The organism is Sporosarcina sp. So3-204 (assembly GCF_058068165.1).
The window spans coordinates 2383775-2399909 of the sequence record NZ_CM176485.1 but is presented as its reverse complement, the minus strand read 5'-3'; the positions used below and the strand labels follow the sequence as shown (position 1 = coordinate 2399909).

Annotated in this window: 20 protein-coding genes; 17 read left to right on the top strand and 3 right to left on the bottom strand. The window is 35.2% G+C overall.

Features of this window, described 5'->3' with window-relative positions:
- Window positions 1-172: 172 nt before the first annotated feature.
- Together AC3RV6_RS11680 and AC3RV6_RS11675 are read left to right on the top strand one after the other, a co-directional pair.
- Complete coding sequence (locus AC3RV6_RS11680) at window positions 173-730, top strand: GNAT family N-acetyltransferase (protein ID WP_489746214.1); 558 nt, start codon at window positions 173-175, stop codon at window positions 728-730.
- A gap of 195 nt (window positions 731-925) precedes the next feature.
- Window positions 926-1084, top strand: a complete 159-nt coding sequence (locus AC3RV6_RS11675; protein WP_489746213.1) for a hypothetical protein — start codon at window positions 926-928, stop codon at window positions 1082-1084.
- On the opposite strand, the gene AC3RV6_RS11670 is transcribed toward AC3RV6_RS11675, so the two are convergent.
- Complete coding sequence (locus AC3RV6_RS11670) at window positions 1074-1844, bottom strand: DUF4393 domain-containing protein (RefSeq protein WP_489746212.1); 771 nt, start codon at window positions 1842-1844, stop codon at window positions 1074-1076. The two genes, AC3RV6_RS11675 and AC3RV6_RS11670, sit on opposite strands and share 11 nt — an antisense overlap.
- Window positions 1845-2006: 162 nt before the next feature.
- Here AC3RV6_RS11670 and AC3RV6_RS11665 point away from each other — a divergent pair, with 162 nt between their 5' ends.
- The 10 genes from AC3RV6_RS11665 (at window position 2007) to AC3RV6_RS11620 (ending at window position 6805) form a co-directional block, all read left to right on the top strand.
- Window positions 2007-2243: a HEPN-associated N-terminal domain-containing protein gene (locus AC3RV6_RS11665; RefSeq protein ID WP_489746211.1), complete on the top strand. Its 237-nt coding sequence runs from the start codon at window positions 2007-2009 to the stop codon at window positions 2241-2243.
- Window positions 2244-2454: 211 nt separating this feature from the next.
- Complete coding sequence (locus tag AC3RV6_RS11660; RefSeq protein WP_489746210.1) at window positions 2455-2799, top strand: hypothetical protein; 345 nt, start codon at window positions 2455-2457, stop codon at window positions 2797-2799.
- A 120-nt stretch (window positions 2800-2919) separates the two neighbouring features.
- Window positions 2920-3672, top strand: a complete 753-nt coding sequence (locus AC3RV6_RS11655) for an FRG domain-containing protein (protein ID WP_489746209.1) — start codon at window positions 2920-2922, stop codon at window positions 3670-3672.
- A gap of 71 nt (window positions 3673-3743) precedes the next feature.
- Entirely contained in the window at window positions 3744-4028 is a 285-nt protein-coding gene (locus AC3RV6_RS11650; RefSeq protein ID WP_489746208.1) for a hypothetical protein, read from the top strand.
- Entirely contained in the window at window positions 4029-4280 is a 252-nt protein-coding gene (locus AC3RV6_RS11645; RefSeq protein ID WP_489746207.1) for a phage holin, read from the top strand. It abuts the gene before it with no gap.
- Window positions 4280-5023, top strand: coding sequence for an N-acetylmuramoyl-L-alanine amidase family protein (locus AC3RV6_RS11640; protein WP_489746206.1), 744 nt, complete (start codon window positions 4280-4282; stop codon window positions 5021-5023). Before AC3RV6_RS11645 ends, AC3RV6_RS11640 begins: the two co-directional genes overlap by 1 nt.
- Before the next feature lie 378 nt (window positions 5024-5401).
- The gene (locus tag AC3RV6_RS11635; protein ID WP_489746205.1) at window positions 5402-5530 is read left to right on the top strand and encodes a hypothetical protein; all 129 of its coding nucleotides are present in this window, start codon (window positions 5402-5404) and stop codon (window positions 5528-5530) included.
- 429 nt (window positions 5531-5959) lie between these two features.
- Window positions 5960-6181, top strand: a complete 222-nt coding sequence (locus tag AC3RV6_RS11630; protein WP_489746204.1) for a transcriptional regulator — start codon at window positions 5960-5962, stop codon at window positions 6179-6181.
- On the top strand, window positions 6181-6522 hold the full coding sequence (locus AC3RV6_RS11625; protein WP_489746203.1) for a YolD-like family protein: 342 nt from the start codon (window positions 6181-6183) through the stop codon (window positions 6520-6522). The genes AC3RV6_RS11630 and AC3RV6_RS11625 overlap by 1 nt, the downstream gene beginning before the upstream one ends.
- A gap of 16 nt (window positions 6523-6538) precedes the next feature.
- Entirely contained in the window at window positions 6539-6805 is a 267-nt protein-coding gene (locus AC3RV6_RS11620) for a YolD-like family protein (RefSeq protein ID WP_489746202.1), read from the top strand.
- Window positions 6806-7054: 249 nt separating this feature from the next.
- Here AC3RV6_RS11620 and rpsD read toward each other — a convergent pair whose 3' ends face one another.
- Complete coding sequence (gene rpsD / locus AC3RV6_RS11615; protein WP_489746201.1) at window positions 7055-7660, bottom strand: 30S ribosomal protein S4; 606 nt, start codon at window positions 7658-7660, stop codon at window positions 7055-7057.
- 384 nt (window positions 7661-8044) lie between these two features.
- Here rpsD and AC3RV6_RS11610 point away from each other — a divergent pair, with 384 nt between their 5' ends.
- Together AC3RV6_RS11610 and megL are read left to right on the top strand one after the other, a co-directional pair.
- Window positions 8045-9916, top strand: coding sequence for a sensor domain-containing diguanylate cyclase (locus AC3RV6_RS11610; protein ID WP_489746200.1), 1872 nt, complete (start codon window positions 8045-8047; stop codon window positions 9914-9916).
- A gap of 88 nt (window positions 9917-10004) precedes the next feature.
- Window positions 10005-11216, top strand: a complete 1212-nt coding sequence (gene megL / locus AC3RV6_RS11605; RefSeq protein WP_489746199.1) for a methionine gamma-lyase — start codon at window positions 10005-10007, stop codon at window positions 11214-11216.
- A gap of 51 nt (window positions 11217-11267) precedes the next feature.
- Here the strand turns inward: megL and AC3RV6_RS11600 are convergent, their stop codons facing one another.
- Window positions 11268-11747 carry a GAF domain-containing protein gene (locus AC3RV6_RS11600; protein WP_489746198.1) on the bottom strand — a complete coding sequence of 160 codons (480 nt, stop codon included), beginning with the start codon at window positions 11745-11747 and terminating at the stop codon, window positions 11268-11270.
- 194 nt (window positions 11748-11941) lie between these two features.
- Here AC3RV6_RS11600 and ezrA point away from each other — a divergent pair, with 194 nt between their 5' ends.
- From ezrA to thiI, 3 genes are all read left to right on the top strand, one after another.
- Complete coding sequence (ezrA, locus tag AC3RV6_RS11595) at window positions 11942-13630, top strand: septation ring formation regulator EzrA (RefSeq protein ID WP_489746197.1); 1689 nt, start codon at window positions 11942-11944, stop codon at window positions 13628-13630.
- 115 nt (window positions 13631-13745) lie between these two features.
- Window positions 13746-14891, top strand: coding sequence for a cysteine desulfurase family protein (locus tag AC3RV6_RS11590; protein ID WP_489746196.1), 1146 nt, complete (start codon window positions 13746-13748; stop codon window positions 14889-14891).
- The gene (gene thiI / locus AC3RV6_RS11585) at window positions 14878-16080 is read left to right on the top strand and encodes a tRNA uracil 4-sulfurtransferase ThiI (RefSeq protein ID WP_489746195.1); all 1203 of its coding nucleotides are present in this window, start codon (window positions 14878-14880) and stop codon (window positions 16078-16080) included. The genes AC3RV6_RS11590 and thiI overlap by 14 nt, the downstream gene beginning before the upstream one ends.
- Window positions 16081-16135: the final 55 nt, after the last annotated feature.

Genomic DNA, 16135 nt, shown 5'->3' with positions numbered 1-16135 from the left:
CTTAAGAAAAAGTAATACACACTAGGAACATAACCTGTCGTAACAACACCTTATATTAGGTGTTTTTTAATTACTCCCAATTGGGTGATTATGGTACTATGGTATAAATACTGTTATTCAACTAATGGTCCATTTTGTTAATTATATATTTTCCTGTTAGGAGGGATTTAATATGATAGAGGTAGATGCATTCCCTGTGCTTGAAACAGATAGATTGATTTTAAGACAGGTAACCAACGATGATGCGAAGAACCTTCTAACGTATTTTTCTGATATTGATGTGATGAGGTACTATGGATTAGAACCATTTAAGTCAATTGACGATGCATTGGATGAGATTTCGTGGTATAAGTCAATTTTTGAAAAGGGAACAGGCATTAGGTGGGGAATTTCGTTAAAGGGCCAGGATAAGATAATTGGTAGTTGCGGTTTTTTTAATAGGGCTGTTGAGCATTCTCGAACTGAAATCGGTTATGAGTTAAGCAAAGAGTATTGGGGGAAAGGTATTGCCAGTGAAGCATTGGAAGCGGTACTTAATTATGGATTCCAAAACTTAAAGTTAGAACGAATTGAAGCATTAGTCGAACCTGCTAATTTAGCATCGCTGAAATTGTTAGATAAAAAGGGTTTTGAAAAGGAAGGATTATTAAGACATTATGAATTTACTTGTGGTAAATTCGATGATTTATATATGTATTCTATTTTAAAGGCTGACATTGTCACTACTTAAAGAATATTAATTTTCAATTATCGGGTGCGTTTGTTTAATAAGGATTACTGAAGTCAACATACTAATTGTTGGATTTTTTATGTCGCATCTGGAACATAATGCGCAACATCAATAACACCTGTTGATGTGTATTTTTTATGCTTAAAAAGACTCTCCTAAAGAGAGTCTTAACTAAATCGAAATGGAGTTGATGTAATGAATGTTTTTTTATATTCATTAATTTTAATTATTATCTCAGTTGTTCTGTCAACGTTAATTAACATATTTATTTTAAAAGAAACAATTAAAACAGCTACTATTGAAATACGGAAAATTGAAGACAGGGTTTTTCCAGAAAATGGTTCTATGAAATAACTACATTTCCAAAACTTTTTCCGGTAGTAGTTAATACTATGGATCCATTGATTATTCTTGCTTCATCAATTTCTATCAAGCTAGTATCCATTGGAAGTTTTAATTCAATGTCATTGTAAAAAGATGAAGATTCAAAACTTTTATATCGTTCAACAAAAGTGTCAGCAACCAAATTAGATTTTGGTTTAATTTTTATTAATCCAAATCTTTTAAGAATATCTACTGAACTCGGATTATAAATTTCATGATCATTTAATAAAATTACATTCTCAGCATAATCGATACCTTGTTGTGTTTTACTGTTTTGGAGTCTAACTGAACACATGGGTATTCCATCTGATTTAAATAGTAATTGAAATAATTCAGCATCTTCCCTTGATAAATCTTTTAGTAATGATGAAAAAGAAGGCTTAACTTGTTTGTTTTTTCTATTATCGACTGTAGCGGAAATTAAATTGGAGAACATATCTCTTAGTATTTCTTCATTTAGTTGATAAGCCGAATCCTCAACTGCTTTATAAGTTAAACCAAGCCTAGAATCATCTCTATTTTCATCGGGAATTTTATCTGTCTTGTTTTTTGTTTTCTCTGCAAAATCAATCATTTCTTCATCTTTAACGATGTTGTACCTAACTAATGGATCGAGTACCTTATGTGCAATCCCTCTAAATGCTTGACCAATTAAATTTGATACTGGATTTAGCGCTTCCACTTTTGTGGAATCAGGGACTACAGAAAATAACTTGAATTTATCCGACAACTTCTCATCTCCTTTGACACTACTATTTATAGGTTACTAAACTTATATTAAAAATAACAGGAAGGTGAAAAAATTGCTCATCTCGTATCCTTAAATACCATAGAATAATTGAAGGACTTCCCCCTTATCTGTCGAATATTGAAGATAGAGGGGGAGATTTAATTGAAAGATAAAGTAGCTAGTATGATTGATTGGTTTAAATCAGAATATGAGGATCCGGCACAACATGTATCGTATGATGGTAGAGAAGGTGGGTACCAATATGTAAATGGTGGTCCGTACTGTCCGTCTGAGGTGTTAACTGAAAAATATGAAGGTTATGATGAGAAATTAATAGAAGAAGCAGTTAGCGAAATAACCTGCGAAGGCACCGTGTGGGTTAAAGTAGGTCAATATTAATTTTAATTATAAATAAAAGTAGAACGTCCTTAGTCGGACGTTATTTTTGTTTGCATATTCCGACTGACGATGTCCTGTAGCAATTTATTAGTGAGATTGATAGCGCAGCATAAGTTAGCTTTATTTTTTATGTCTTAAATATATGATTAAAAAGAAAGACTCCTTTTCTCTAATGTAGTATGGTGAGAAAAAGAGAAAGGGAGAGATAAAGATGAACTTTGATAAAACAGCGCCAGTCACATTAGAAAAGACTTTGACTATGAGAGAAATTGCGGAGTTTCTTTCCCGAAACCCTTATACAAGTATAAATGCTATTAGGTCTCACTTTCAAAGTGACCTTAAAAGAAAAGGGGTTATCGGTAAGAAAGAAAAGCACGCGGGTGGTGGTATTTATTCGTATGACGTCGATATTAGCGATGAAGATGCACTTCTTATCAACGAGTGTATATATGATTTTTTGTATTCAAGGGTATTAACGCCCGGTGTTAATTCTCGCAATTTGGAATTACCCAATCTTCATGTAAGCGACAAAGATAAACTAGAAAAGTACTTGTAACTTACTCCGTCTGAACATAAGGCGTCGCAACTATAACACCTATTAAGGCGCATTTTTTATGCTTAAAAGGACTTCCCTCTCTTTTGTCGAATGGTAGTGAAAGAGAGGGGTTATTTTTAAATGGCTATTATTGGTCAAAGGTTTAAAAGCTTTTTAAGTCACGTTAATCAATTTATGCTAAAAGCGGAAGGAAATATCTGGTTTAGAGGACACAGTAATATTAGTGGAAACGGAATTAAAACAGAGTATTCATTGGATTCTTCTCTTTTTAGAATATCTGATGACCTTGAAGCTATAAAAAGGTTAGAGAAATCTTATTTATATGAATTTATGACAAAAGGTTATAGTTTACATCAAACACAAGATGAATGGGAGTTACTTTATATTATGCAACATCACGGAGCTCCCACTCGTTTGTTGGATTGGACCACTTCCTTATCAACAGCTTTATATTTTGCGACTCTTAACTGGAATCCATTACAAAACGAACCGAGTATTTGGCTTCTTAATCCAGCTAAATTAAACATGACATTAAGAGATAAAGAAGATTTAATTATGCCAAGAGGTGACTTTGAAAGTTATGTAAATAAGGAAAGTCTTTCATCACATGCTATTGCTCCAATATATAATTCACCACGCTTAATAGCACAGCAAGGTCAATTTACATTACAAGGTAATTTTAATGGTGGACTAAATCAAGAGTTAGAATTTAAGTTGCCAAATCACTACGATATCTTAACTGAGATTAAAATTACTACGGATTTATTTGAGGATGTTATTTCCTATCTTCATATGAATGGAGTGAATAGTTTTACGATTTTTCCTGATTTGGATGGGTTGTCTAAACTTGTAGGAAAAAGAAAAGTATTTTAATTAAAATACTTTTTTAGAACGTCCACATCGGGCGTTCTTTTTGTTTTGTCTAAAATATAAGGAGTGATTGAATGCAAATAGAGTTTGGAGTAATTTGCGCCATTGTTGGTATGATTATTGGCTATTTCACGTTTCAAAAAAACAGAGATAAGGATGTAAAAGCAGATGCGGCTAACGACGCGGTCGTGCGAACAAAACTAGATTCCATCGGGCAAGGAGTGGACTCAATTCGTGTGGATTTAAAAGTACAGGAACGGAATCATACGGTTTTGTCAGAGCAAGTGGTCCGTATAGATGAATCCACCAAGCAAGCGCACAAAAGGATTGACGAGTTAGACAGAAAGGATGGGAATTAAATGAACGCAGATAAATTAAAACAATATATAGCTTTTCTCGGGGGTGCTCTAGGAGGCATCCTTTTATTTTTGCAGTCGCTTGGTATTGAGTTGGTACATTTTAATAATGGTACTATTAATGCTTTTACTGATATGTTACTTACGTTTGTACCATTAATTTTAATCGGTTATGGGATCTATAAAAATCAATATATTATGACTGATAAAGCGAAAAGACAGGAAGAAGAATTGATAAAGAAGGGGTTGAAATAATGGTCAGAATTGTAATTGATGCAGGTCACGGATTATATACGCCAGGCAAGAGAACACCAGACAATGAACGCGAATGGTCGTTTAACAACAAAGTAGCGCTTGCGTGTATTGCTAGATTAAAAGAATACGATAATACAGCAATCTTGCGTGTGGATGACGCATCAGGTAAATCAGATGTACCACTAGCTGCTAGGACTAACCAAGCTAACGGATTTAAAGCAGACGTTTATGTATCAATCCATCATAATGCTTTGACGGGCAAGTGGGGTACTCACGGCGGTGCAGAAACATTTACGAATGACGCACCGGGATCGAATCCTAAATCAGCTGAAATTGCAAAAACTGTGCATCCACAGATATTAAAAGCGATGGGACTAAAAAATCGTGGCATTAAAAAGGCTAATCTGCATGTGCTTCGAGAAACTAATATGCCCGCAATTTTAACAGAGGGAGGCTTCATGGACTCAACTGTAGATATTTCAGCGTTACGTTCAGACGCAAAATTAAAAGCACAAGGAATAGCAATTGCTGAAGGTTTGGCAGCCTATTTTAAATTGATTCCGAAAAATAAAGAAGTGGGAAGCGTGCCAGAATATAGACCAGTAAGCGAATCACATAAAGAGGGTTGGGATTGGGCATGCAGTCCTGAAGTTAAGTTAATGAACGGTGAACGTCCTAGTGAACCATTGACACGCGAACAGTTTGCAACAGTGTTAAAGCGATATGATGACATCAAAAAGTAGTTGATTAATTAATTAGTTAATGTTAAATTACAATGTAGGTTGGTATACGCTGACTTGCTTCCCTAGGTGTGTCTGACTGGACACTATCACCTGTAGCATTTTATGGAAAAGGCGACTACTCATTAATTTGAGCGGTCGCCTTTTTTTATTTACATACATAGTTCGCTTATTCTTGCCAAAGTAAACAGAAGGTAAAAAAATGTGCGTTTGCACCAGATGGTTTGTCCAATCCCTTCGCGTGCCAGTCCATATACTAAGTAGAAGGCTGGCCGGCTTAAAACACTACAAAAAGGGGGGAATAGTATATGTGTTTTCTAAATGTAATTCGGAGACGTAGAGTAAACTTAATCTGTGAATGTCGGGAAGTAAGATCTGATTGTGATCATAGACATCATGAAAATCGCAGACATCATTGTGATCGCCATCGTGAAGACGAGTTTAGATGTAGCTGCAGAGAGTGTAATCGCAGACAACGTAATTCCTGGTGATAAATGTATTGAAATTTAAGTATGTAAAATAACGAAAGTCCTGACATCTGCAATGCTGATTGAAAAAAGGCGACTACTCATTTATTTGAGCGGTCGCCTTTTTTATTCGTCTAATTATTAAAGGAATATTCACTTTACTGTCGAACTAGGAAATGGGGGTGATTAACCGGTGGACCTTAAATTTTTACATAGTATTAAAAAACAAGTTGAGAATGTGCCTTGTTCTAAATGTAATAAATATCTGAGTTTTAAAAGTGTAGAATTTGAAGAGGATTACAGATTTGAAGAAGATACATCTTTGAGTATTGATGTACATTGTAAGCGTTGTGATACATACCCAGCTGTGATTGTGCAGATTAAAATGTAAAAGCATCTCATACGAGGTGCTTTTTATTTGGTTGCAAACCGAACACTTATTCGGTACAATGAATAAAAAGGGGGAACGAGTGTGCGTAATGAATTAACCAAGTCGATTAGATACAACCAACCACTTGTCATGATGTACATGGCAAAAAGCGGCGCAATCAGCAAACGGAGAATACAGGTACTACAAATAAGTGAGAACTCATTCCGAGCATACTGTACCTTGCGCAAGTCTAAACGTACTTTTCGAATAGATAATATTCTTGCACTTGTTCCCGTCGTAACGAAAGAAAGTATGGTGATTTGATGCTAGATAATAATCGTGATCGCGGGCGTATTAAGTGGACTGCAATGATGTTGACAGAACACATTGATAAACTTCGTGATTGGCAAGAAGAGGATGAGTTTGTTGAAAGGCCTGAATTAAATGATTTTGATCTAGAATTAATTGCAGATGAAATCGAACGTGCTCACAAAAGTAAATCTACAATCAAACTAACATATTGGCGTGACGGATTTTTAAAAGATGACTATGGTGTACCCATCGAGATTAATATGACATCAAAAACAATAGTTATCGATGATCCATTTGGAACTACGAGATATCCTTTCGTTGAAATTGTAGCTGCTTCATTAATAACAGATTAAAAGGGGGATGTTGAACATGTTTGCCGTACCAAAACCGAAAGTGACTAATAACACGGAGACGAAACCAAAATTAACAGAAGAAGATTTTATTGAAATAGGAGAAAGAATAGGGGAAGCAATAGAATATAAAAGTGAAGTGTTGATAACAATTTACCATAACAAGCAGCACGAAAATTTTCCTGGTGTAATTACGAGTGCTGATTCGCAAACGGGTACATTGCAGTTAAGAGTCGAACGTAATGATGTGATAATTAATATCAATAGTATTGTGGGTATTAAGTAATGAAAAATGAACAAATTATTACTATATGAAAAGTAAATACGAATCGGCCATCAACAATTAAGTAGATGGCCGAATTCTTTTTGTGTTTATTTTCGTTATGCGCCTGTCTGCTCAATAGTCCCCCAAACCTCCCCCAACGAAATAAAGCAGAATACACTATTTAGAAAACAGAATAATAATAAAAAACCCTTGAAACGTTGATGTTACTCAACTTCAAGGGTTTAGTATAATGCAGTCTACTACGCAGTATTACTTTCTGCTGTAGAATTCAACTATAAGAGCTTCGTTAATTTCTGCTGCAAGTTCGCCGCGTTCAGGCATACGAACGAATTTTCCTGTTTTTGTATCTACGTCAAAAGTGACATATTCAGGAACAAAGTTATTCACTTCAAGCGCTTCATTTACAACGTCAAGATTACTTGATTTCTCACGAAGAGAAATCTCTTGACCTGGTTTAACGCTGAATGAAGGGATGTCAACGCGTTTTCCATTAACAAGAACATGACCGTGGTTTACTAATTGGCGTGCTGCACGACGAGTGCGCGCAAGACCCATTCTGTATACAACGTTGTCAAGGCGAGCTTCAAGAAGGATCATGAAGTTTTCACCGTGTTTACCAGGCATTTTGCCGGATTTATCAAAAAGTGTTCTGAATTGACGTTCGTTTACGCCAAACATGAAACGTAATTTTTGTTTTTCTTGTAATTGCATTGCGTATTCAGAAAGTTTAATACGTTGTGTAGGACCGTGTTGACCTGGTGGATAAGGGCGTTTCTCAATTTCTTTTCCTGTTCCTGAAAGTGAAATTCCAAGACGACGTGATAATTTCCATGCTGGACCTGTATAGCGAGCCATAGTTGACTCCTCCTCTAATTTGGTTTTATTTTATGGTAACCTATTTCCAAAACAAAGTAAGTTTTGGAAAAGTTCTGTTGTAAAATAAGACCAGATGCGTTCAATTCAGATGCCATTCTATAATATTGCAACTTCGCCTCCGCAGCCAGGAGGTTACGCGGTGCACCTTATAAAAGGAATAGACTGGACAAGCTGAAACACACAACTGCTGCAACTATTTTACACAAAATATAGCATAGCAACTTATAGGTAAAGAGTCAAGTAATAGCGAATATATTTAGGAGAGTAGTAAAGAACTATTTCAATTAAGTGGATTTAATAGTCCTAATGAATTACTCTATATACATAGGTATAAAATACAAATGGGCTCGAGGAGGAATTTTAATGAAAAATCATCCATTAACGCTTTCCCAAATAAAGAGTGATATATTTGAACTATTAAGCGGTGACGTAACTGGTTATTCGTTTACTCAGTGGTTTAATTTGATCAAACCTGTATTAACTAACCATTTTGACATCCAACGACAAGATTTATTTATATATGATAATACTAAAAAATGCTTTATTCCGCTGCAGGGTCATAATAATTTAACCAAGAAGCCAGTTGTTATTCCAGATGCGTTATTGAAGGATAGTGAGTATTGTCCACCGCAATCATTTTTGAAGCTATTTAATGACAGCGGAATTCAATACGCAAATGATTTAATTATATTTAAAAATGAAAAACATGAGAAACTAGGAATTCTTCTAATTGAATCTACAGATCGATGGCAGTCTTTCGCGGCAACACCTTATTTGGATGGATTGAAAAAAACAATTAGTTCTCTTATTCTTATGGTTAACAAGATAAGTTATTTAGAAAGAAGGGAGAAAAAATTTAGGCAATTATTTAAAGTGGCCGAGCTTTTTAATTCAACGATGTCGAGTGAGGTCATCTTAGAAGGTATTATGAATACAATTGAAGAAATATTCCCTTCATTTGAAGTGAGCCTTCTTCTATCACATGAACAAAAGGTACTAACTAATTCTTATAAATTATTTGATTATATGAATGAGCGACCTTCTGCAGTCGATGCTTTCGTTTCGGGAAAAGTAACAACGGAAGTGGCTAAAGATTTAGGTGTGAATTTATTTAATGCACCAATTAAAGGAAAGCAAGGAATATATGGTGTCTTGCAAATGAAAGCACCTTCAGATTATATATTTTCATCTACACATAGCAACTTAATTCGAATGCTTGCGAATACAGCAGGAAGTGCGCTAGAAAATGCCAGTTTGTATGACCAATCTCATCGATTAAACAAAGATCTTCAGCTTGTTAATGAAACATCTCGTAAATTAAATAGTAATTTAAACTTTAACGAAATGATCTTATATATAAAAGAACAATTGTACAAAGCGTTGCAGCCAAAAGAAATTGCTTTCGTTTTGAGTAATGAAATCGGGAAATATGATTTGTTGCAAGAAAGTACTGATTTTTTCAAAACAAGCGAAGGTAATGATTATTTAAGTTACGTTTCAAATCAACTAATAAATGGAAAGGAATCTTTTTTTGATGCAAGTTTTGGCACTGCAATGAATAGGCAAGTTCCGTATGAATCTGTGATTGCTGTTCCAATTACAAATCAAGAAGCAGTTATTGGATTTATCGTTTGCGTTGATACAACTTCATATGCATTTTCATTTGAGGGCTTTAAACTTATTAAATTACTAATCGGACACTCTTCGCTAGCGATTGCGAACGCGAAGTTACGTGACCAACTACAAGGACTAGTTGATAAGGATCATTTAACAAATCTTTATGCAAGAAGATATTTAGATAATGCAGTCGAAAAGTCAATTTCACAAAATTATGGTGGCGCTCTTATGTTATTCGATGTTGATGATTTTAAAAAAGTGAATGATACATACGGGCATAGTGTAGGAGATACTGTATTAAAGCAAATCTCATCGTATGTAATAGATTTAACTGAAGGAAAAGGTATTGCTGCGCGGTGGGGTGGGGAAGAGTTCGCTGTCTACTTACCGTCCCTTAGTGAAGAAAATGCGGAATTCTTTGCTGAAGAGCTTATACAAGGCGTTCCAAGGGTAACAGAACCTGCCGTCACGGTATCGGTAGGAATGGTTAATTGGTCAGAAAAAAGTCAAGTGAATTTAAAGGACTTATTTCATTGTACAGACACTGCTCTTTATGCTGCGAAAAATAAAGGGAAAAACCAAGTAGTCATTCACGATTCTACTTTTTCTTTTATATGATAAGAGAAAGTTCTTTTCCTTTAGATTAAAATATGTATACTGAATATTAGAGTAGTCTGTTTTTTAGAAAAGGAAGGCGGAAATTAATATGAGTGAACATAATTTACACAAAGATACATTAGTCATACATGAAGGTTATGACGATCGTCAACATCACGGGAGTTTGGCTGTCCCTTTATATCAAACATCGACTTATTCTTTTGAAACGGCAGAACAAGGCGAACGTAGATTTTCTGGAGCTGAGCAAGGTCCGATTTATTCTCGTTTAGGTAATCCTACAGTTAATGTTCTAGAAGAGCGGATGACTGCGCTTGAAAAAGGTGAGGGGTCGCTTGCATTTGGTTCTGGTATGGCTGCAGTTAGTGCTATTCTTGTGCACTTAACGAAAACAGGTGATCATATTCTTTGTTCACGCGGAATATACGGCTGTACATTTGGTCTACTAGGTATACTTGAAAAGAAATATAATATTATGCATGATCTGGTTAGTATGGGGACTGAAGAGGAGATTGAACAAGCTATAAAGCCGGAAACTGTATGTATTTATGTTGAAACACCAATTAATCCGACGATGGAACTTGTTGATTTGGAAGCAGTAGTAAGAGTTGCAAAACGTCATGGGATTCGTGTTGTTGTCGACAATACATTTTCATCACCTTATTTACAAAATCCTCTAACGCTAGGTGTGGATTTTGTTTTGCATAGTGCTACGAAGTATTTAAACGGGCATGGAGATGTAATTGCTGGACTACTAGTTGGTAATAATAAAGAAGAGATAGAAGAAATTAGAATGACGGTTCATAAAGACTACGGTGGGATTATGTCACCATTCGATGCATGGCTTATAATTCGTGGGATAAAAACATTGCCGATTCGGATGGAACGACATTCTTTAAACGCTGAAAAAGTAATTGCTTATTTAAAGAAACAAGAACTAGTTGATGAAATCTATTATCCATTTGATAAAGATCATCCTCAATATGAAATAGCTAAACGACAAATGACAGCTGGTGGTGGACTCATTTCATTCACAATAAAAGGTGAAAAAGAACACGCACAGCAATTTATGAATAATCTATCATTAATAAAGATTGCTGTAAGTCTTGGAGATGCCGAGACTCTTATTCAGCATCCGGCAACTATGACGCATTCAGGTGTTCCAGAGAATGAAAGAGAGTCAATGGGTATTACGGATACTTTAATCCGTCTTGCTGTTGGACTTGAATTTGCAGATGACTTGATTGCTGATTTAGATGCGGCATTTACTAAGATGGACGCTGTAAATACTATAAATCGTTAAAAAAAAGCTGCCTTGGTTTCCGCAAAAACGGAAGCCAAGGCAATTTCTTTATTAGATATGCTTTATGAGTATGTTTACTACTTCTTCAAGTCCGACACGGTCTTCTTCGCTAAAACGATTTGTCTCTGGACTATCAACATCGAGTACGCCAAGTACTTTATCATTTTTAACGATAGGAATTACTATTTCTGAACGTGAAGCACTATCGCATGCGATATGTCCTGGGAATAATTGAACATCAGGAACGATGATTGACTCTCTTGTTTTTGCGGAAGTACCGCAGACACCTTTACCTAAAGAAATGCGAACACACGCTGGTTTACCTTGAAAGGGCCCGAGAACAAGTTCATCATCATCAGTTAAGTAAAATCCAATCCAATTAATCCGTTCGAAAAATTGATTAAGTAAAGCGGAAGTATTACTTAAATTTGCATAGAGGTTATGCTCGTCTGTTAAAAGTGCATCTAGTTGAAGTGAAAGTTGGGCATACTCCGGTGTTAACTCGCTTATTGGCTTATCTTGAATTGACAAAAATCGACACCTCTTTCTATACATATGGTTATTATAGTATATAGGCACCAACATTGGAACTCCAACTTTACTTGTAAATCTATCAAAAGAGTATGATTTTCGCTATTTTTTTCATTTTTGAACCCAAATCAATGTAAACGTGTTACGATATAGGATAGTATAAGGGTACAGTTACTTTGGACAGGAGGACCACTATGAAATTTGTCATCATTGCAATTATTGCACTCATCATACTAACTATTACCGCCTTCATGTTTAGGCGAAGACATAGTAGTGAAATTGGCAAACTAGAACATGACAAGCTTCAAATTCAACATAAACCTATTTTTGAAGAAATGACAAAAATAAAACAATTAAATATGACGGGTGAAACAGAAGAAAAGTTTGAGCGTTGGAGAATAGAATGGACAAAAGTTATTGATATACATATGCCTGAGATTGATGTACTTCTTTTTGATGCTGAGGATAGCGTTGACCGCTTCCGTTACGGCAAAGCAACGAAGATTGAACAGGAAATTAATGAGAAAATTGATGTTTGCAGAAATAAAATGAATGATATACTTACCGAATTGAATGAATTAGTAGGAAGCGAAGAGAAGAATCGTACTGAAATGGGAAGTTTGCAGGAACAGTACCGAAGTGCTCGGAAAAAGGTTCTTGCGCACCAACATTCGTTTGGCATGACAGTTGACCCGCTTGAAAAGGAACTTGAATCATTTAATCCGCGGTTTGAAGAATACGATGAATTAACATTGAATGGTAACTATTTACAAGCTCGTGAGATCGTTCTTTTACTAATGGAAAAAGGTGAAGTCCTATTTTCGCTAATTGAAGAATTACCAACCTTGCTTACGCAATTACAAAATAAAATACCAGCTGCAGTTCACGAACTTAGAAACGGTATGAAGGAAATGGAAGAACAGTCATACTTTATCCAGCATCTAGGGATAAAAATACAGCTTGATGCAATTGAAGAAAAGCTGGAAAAAATGATGATAAACATCGGTAAACTAGAAATGGATAATATAAAAGAAGAAACAGTATCTATAAATACTCAAATTGATTCTTTTTATGAATTACTTGAAAACGAGGTAATCGCAAGACAATTTGTAGAAAGTAATTATGAGCATCTAGGTGAAAAATTATCAGAAGTAACCTCTTTAACGAAAGCGACGTCTGATGAAGCGACATTTGTTCAACAGAGCTATAGATTGAATGAAGGTGAGTCTGAAATTCCACAAGTTGCTATAAAAAAACTGGATCATCTAAACCAACAATACGAAGTGCTTTTTTCTAGAATAAAGGATAAGACTTCCGCAAATTCTAGTTTAAAAGAAGAATTACAAGTTTTATCTAAAGAACTGGATGAGGTTTCTGAAGTGCGAGATAGGTTTGCTAAGCGTTTAAAGAGCTTACGTAATGATGAGCATGAAGTGCGAACCGAACTTGAGGAATTGAACCGTAGGCTACAAGAGTCAGATCGTGCACTTCATAAAGGAAATATACCTGGAATCCCAGATGATATGGATGCTCGTTTGGAAGAAGCAGAGGAACATCTCTATGTTGTTGCGCAAAGTTTACAGGAAGTACCTTTGAACATGAACCTTGTACGTTCTTATGTTACAAATGCAAAGCAATCTGTTGACGATGTAAGCGAAAAAGTGAAAGAATTACTTGAAAATGTTATGCTTATCGAGTGGATTATTCAATACGGTAACAGGTACAGAGCATCGAACCAAGAAATTAATTCCCGTCTTCTCGAGGCTGAAGAATCGTTTAGACAATTTCGTTATGCGAAAGCACTTGAAGAGGCGGCAACCGCTGTTGAAGAAGTAGAACCTGGCGCAATGAAGCGAATCGAGGAACTAAATCAAGTAAAATAAATTCTTGGTAGAAGTTAAACTTTATCTCTTAACGTAATAAAGCCACCCGCACAATAAGTGCCGGTGGCTTTATTACGCCTATAATATTTATTAAACAAACAGAGGAGTGTTGGAAATGATATTTTTAGATAATAGTGCAACAACGGCTCCGAATGAAGATATTTTAGCATCGTATATCGAAGTGAATAATCGATATTATGGTAATCCTTCATCTCTTCATCATGTGGGAAAAGAAGCTGAAATGCTGTTAGAAAGTGCTAGATATCAAATATGTTCAATAGTTGATGCCCAGGATGGTGAAGTAATTTTCACATCTGGTGGTACAGAAGCAAATAACTTAGCTATTATTGGTCTTGCACGCGCTTATCGAAAACGCGGAAACCATATTATTACAACATCAATTGAACATCCATCAGTCTTAAATGCAGCAAAACAATTAGAAAAAGAAGGATTCGAAGTGGATTTTTTGACTGTTGATGAAAATGGTTTGATTTCTACAGATGAACTGAAAGCTAAATTAAAAGTGCATACTACGGTTGTGAGTATTATGCATGTTAATAATGAAATCGGGACAATTCAGCCCATTAAAGCATGTGCATATATTATTAAAGAACATTCGCGAGCTGTTTTCCACTCGGATACAATTCAAAGTTTCGGTAAATTACCAGTTACTTTAAAAAAAGGTGGACCTGATGTAATTTCTATTTCAGCCCATAAAATTCATGGATTGAAAGCGTCTGGTGTTCTTATTATGAGAAAAGGAATCCGTTTAGAGGCAATTAATTACGGTGGTGGCCAAGAAAAAGGACTTCGTAGCGGAACGGTTTCAGTGCCTAATGCTGTGACAATTGCAAAAGCAATAAGAATTAGTGCGGATAAAGATAAAACTAAACAATACCTTGAATGGAGAAACCAAATAATAGAAAAGATTAACGATATTAACGAAATAAAGATTTTGGCTAAAGAGACAGGTGCACCACATATATTATCGATTGCTTTTTTAAAAATTAAAGGTGAAGTTGCAGTTAATTATTTTCAAGAGCACGGAATTATTATTTCGACATCTAGTGCGTGTTCTTCAAAAAGTGGGCAAGCAAGTCACACTATTGAATCAATTCAGCTAGCTGAAAACTATAAACATGGTGTTGTTCGAATTAGTTTTGGTGAAAATAATATTGACGAAGATATCGATCTTTTTATAGTACATTTAAAAAACTTTATAAAATTACTTGGAAGGGGAAAAAGTTATGAAATGGAATGAATTATTAATTCGTTATGGTGAATTATCTTTAAAAGGCAGAAATCGTAGTCATTTCGTAAGAACATTAAAAAAGAATATTGAATTTGCTTTAAGTGATCTATTATCAGTTAAAATTATCCCGGAACGTGACAGAATGTTTTTAGTGGCGAATGCTGATAACGATATGAAAGAGGCGATTAAACGATTACCAAAAGTTTTTGGTATTCAATCATTTAGTCCAGTCGCGAAATGTGATGCTACGCTTGACTCGATTAATGAAACAGCAATTGAAGTTATGAATTCTATAGAAACGCATGGTAAAACATTTAAAGTAGATATTCGGAGAACGGATAAATTTTTTCCTTTTGTCACTGGGGAATTGCAGCAAATAATAGGTGAAAAAGTACTTCGGAATTTTCCGGAACTTGGCGTGAAGATGAAAAATCCTGATATTTTACTTTTTGTTGACATACGGAAAGAGGGCGCATTTCTAACTGCATCAGTCTACAAAGGTGCAGGTGGAATGCCGGTAGGATCAAATGGTAAAACGCTTCTGATGCTGTCAGGTGGAATAGATAGTCCTGTTGCGGGTTATCTTATGATGAAGAGAGGCGTTTCTATAGAAGCAATTCATTTTGAAAGTCCGCCTTTTACAAGTGAATTAGCAAAACAAAAAGTAATCGATTTGGTGGAAAAACTTTGTGCATTTGGTTCTTCCATTAGACTTCATGTTATTCCGTTTACAGAAATACAACAAATAATAGTAAATCAAATACCAGAGAATGCAACAATGACAACTACGCGAAGAATTATGTTGCGAATTGCAGAAAAGGTTCGTGAAGAAACAGCTTCTTTAGGAATTGTAACAGGTGAAAGTCTTGGACAAGTTGCCAGTCAGACATTGGAAAGTTTAACGGCAATTAATGCTGTAACAACTACACCGATATTACGACCACTGATATCGGCCGATAAGTTGGAAATCATTGAGCTTGCGAAAGGTATTGAAACTTATGATATTTCAATTAGACCTTATGAAGATTGTTGTACTATTTTTACGCCATCAAATCCAAAAACAAAACCCAAACTTGAAAAAATCCAGTATTACGAGAGCTTTACTGATTTTGAAAAACTAATTGACGTCGCTATAAGTGACCGTAAAACTTACGAGATGCCTCGTAAACAGCGACTTGAGCATCAAAATCTCCTTTAAATTATTACTTTTGAAAAAAAGAATAAGTTTCCAGTAAATCCTTGTGTATGATTAT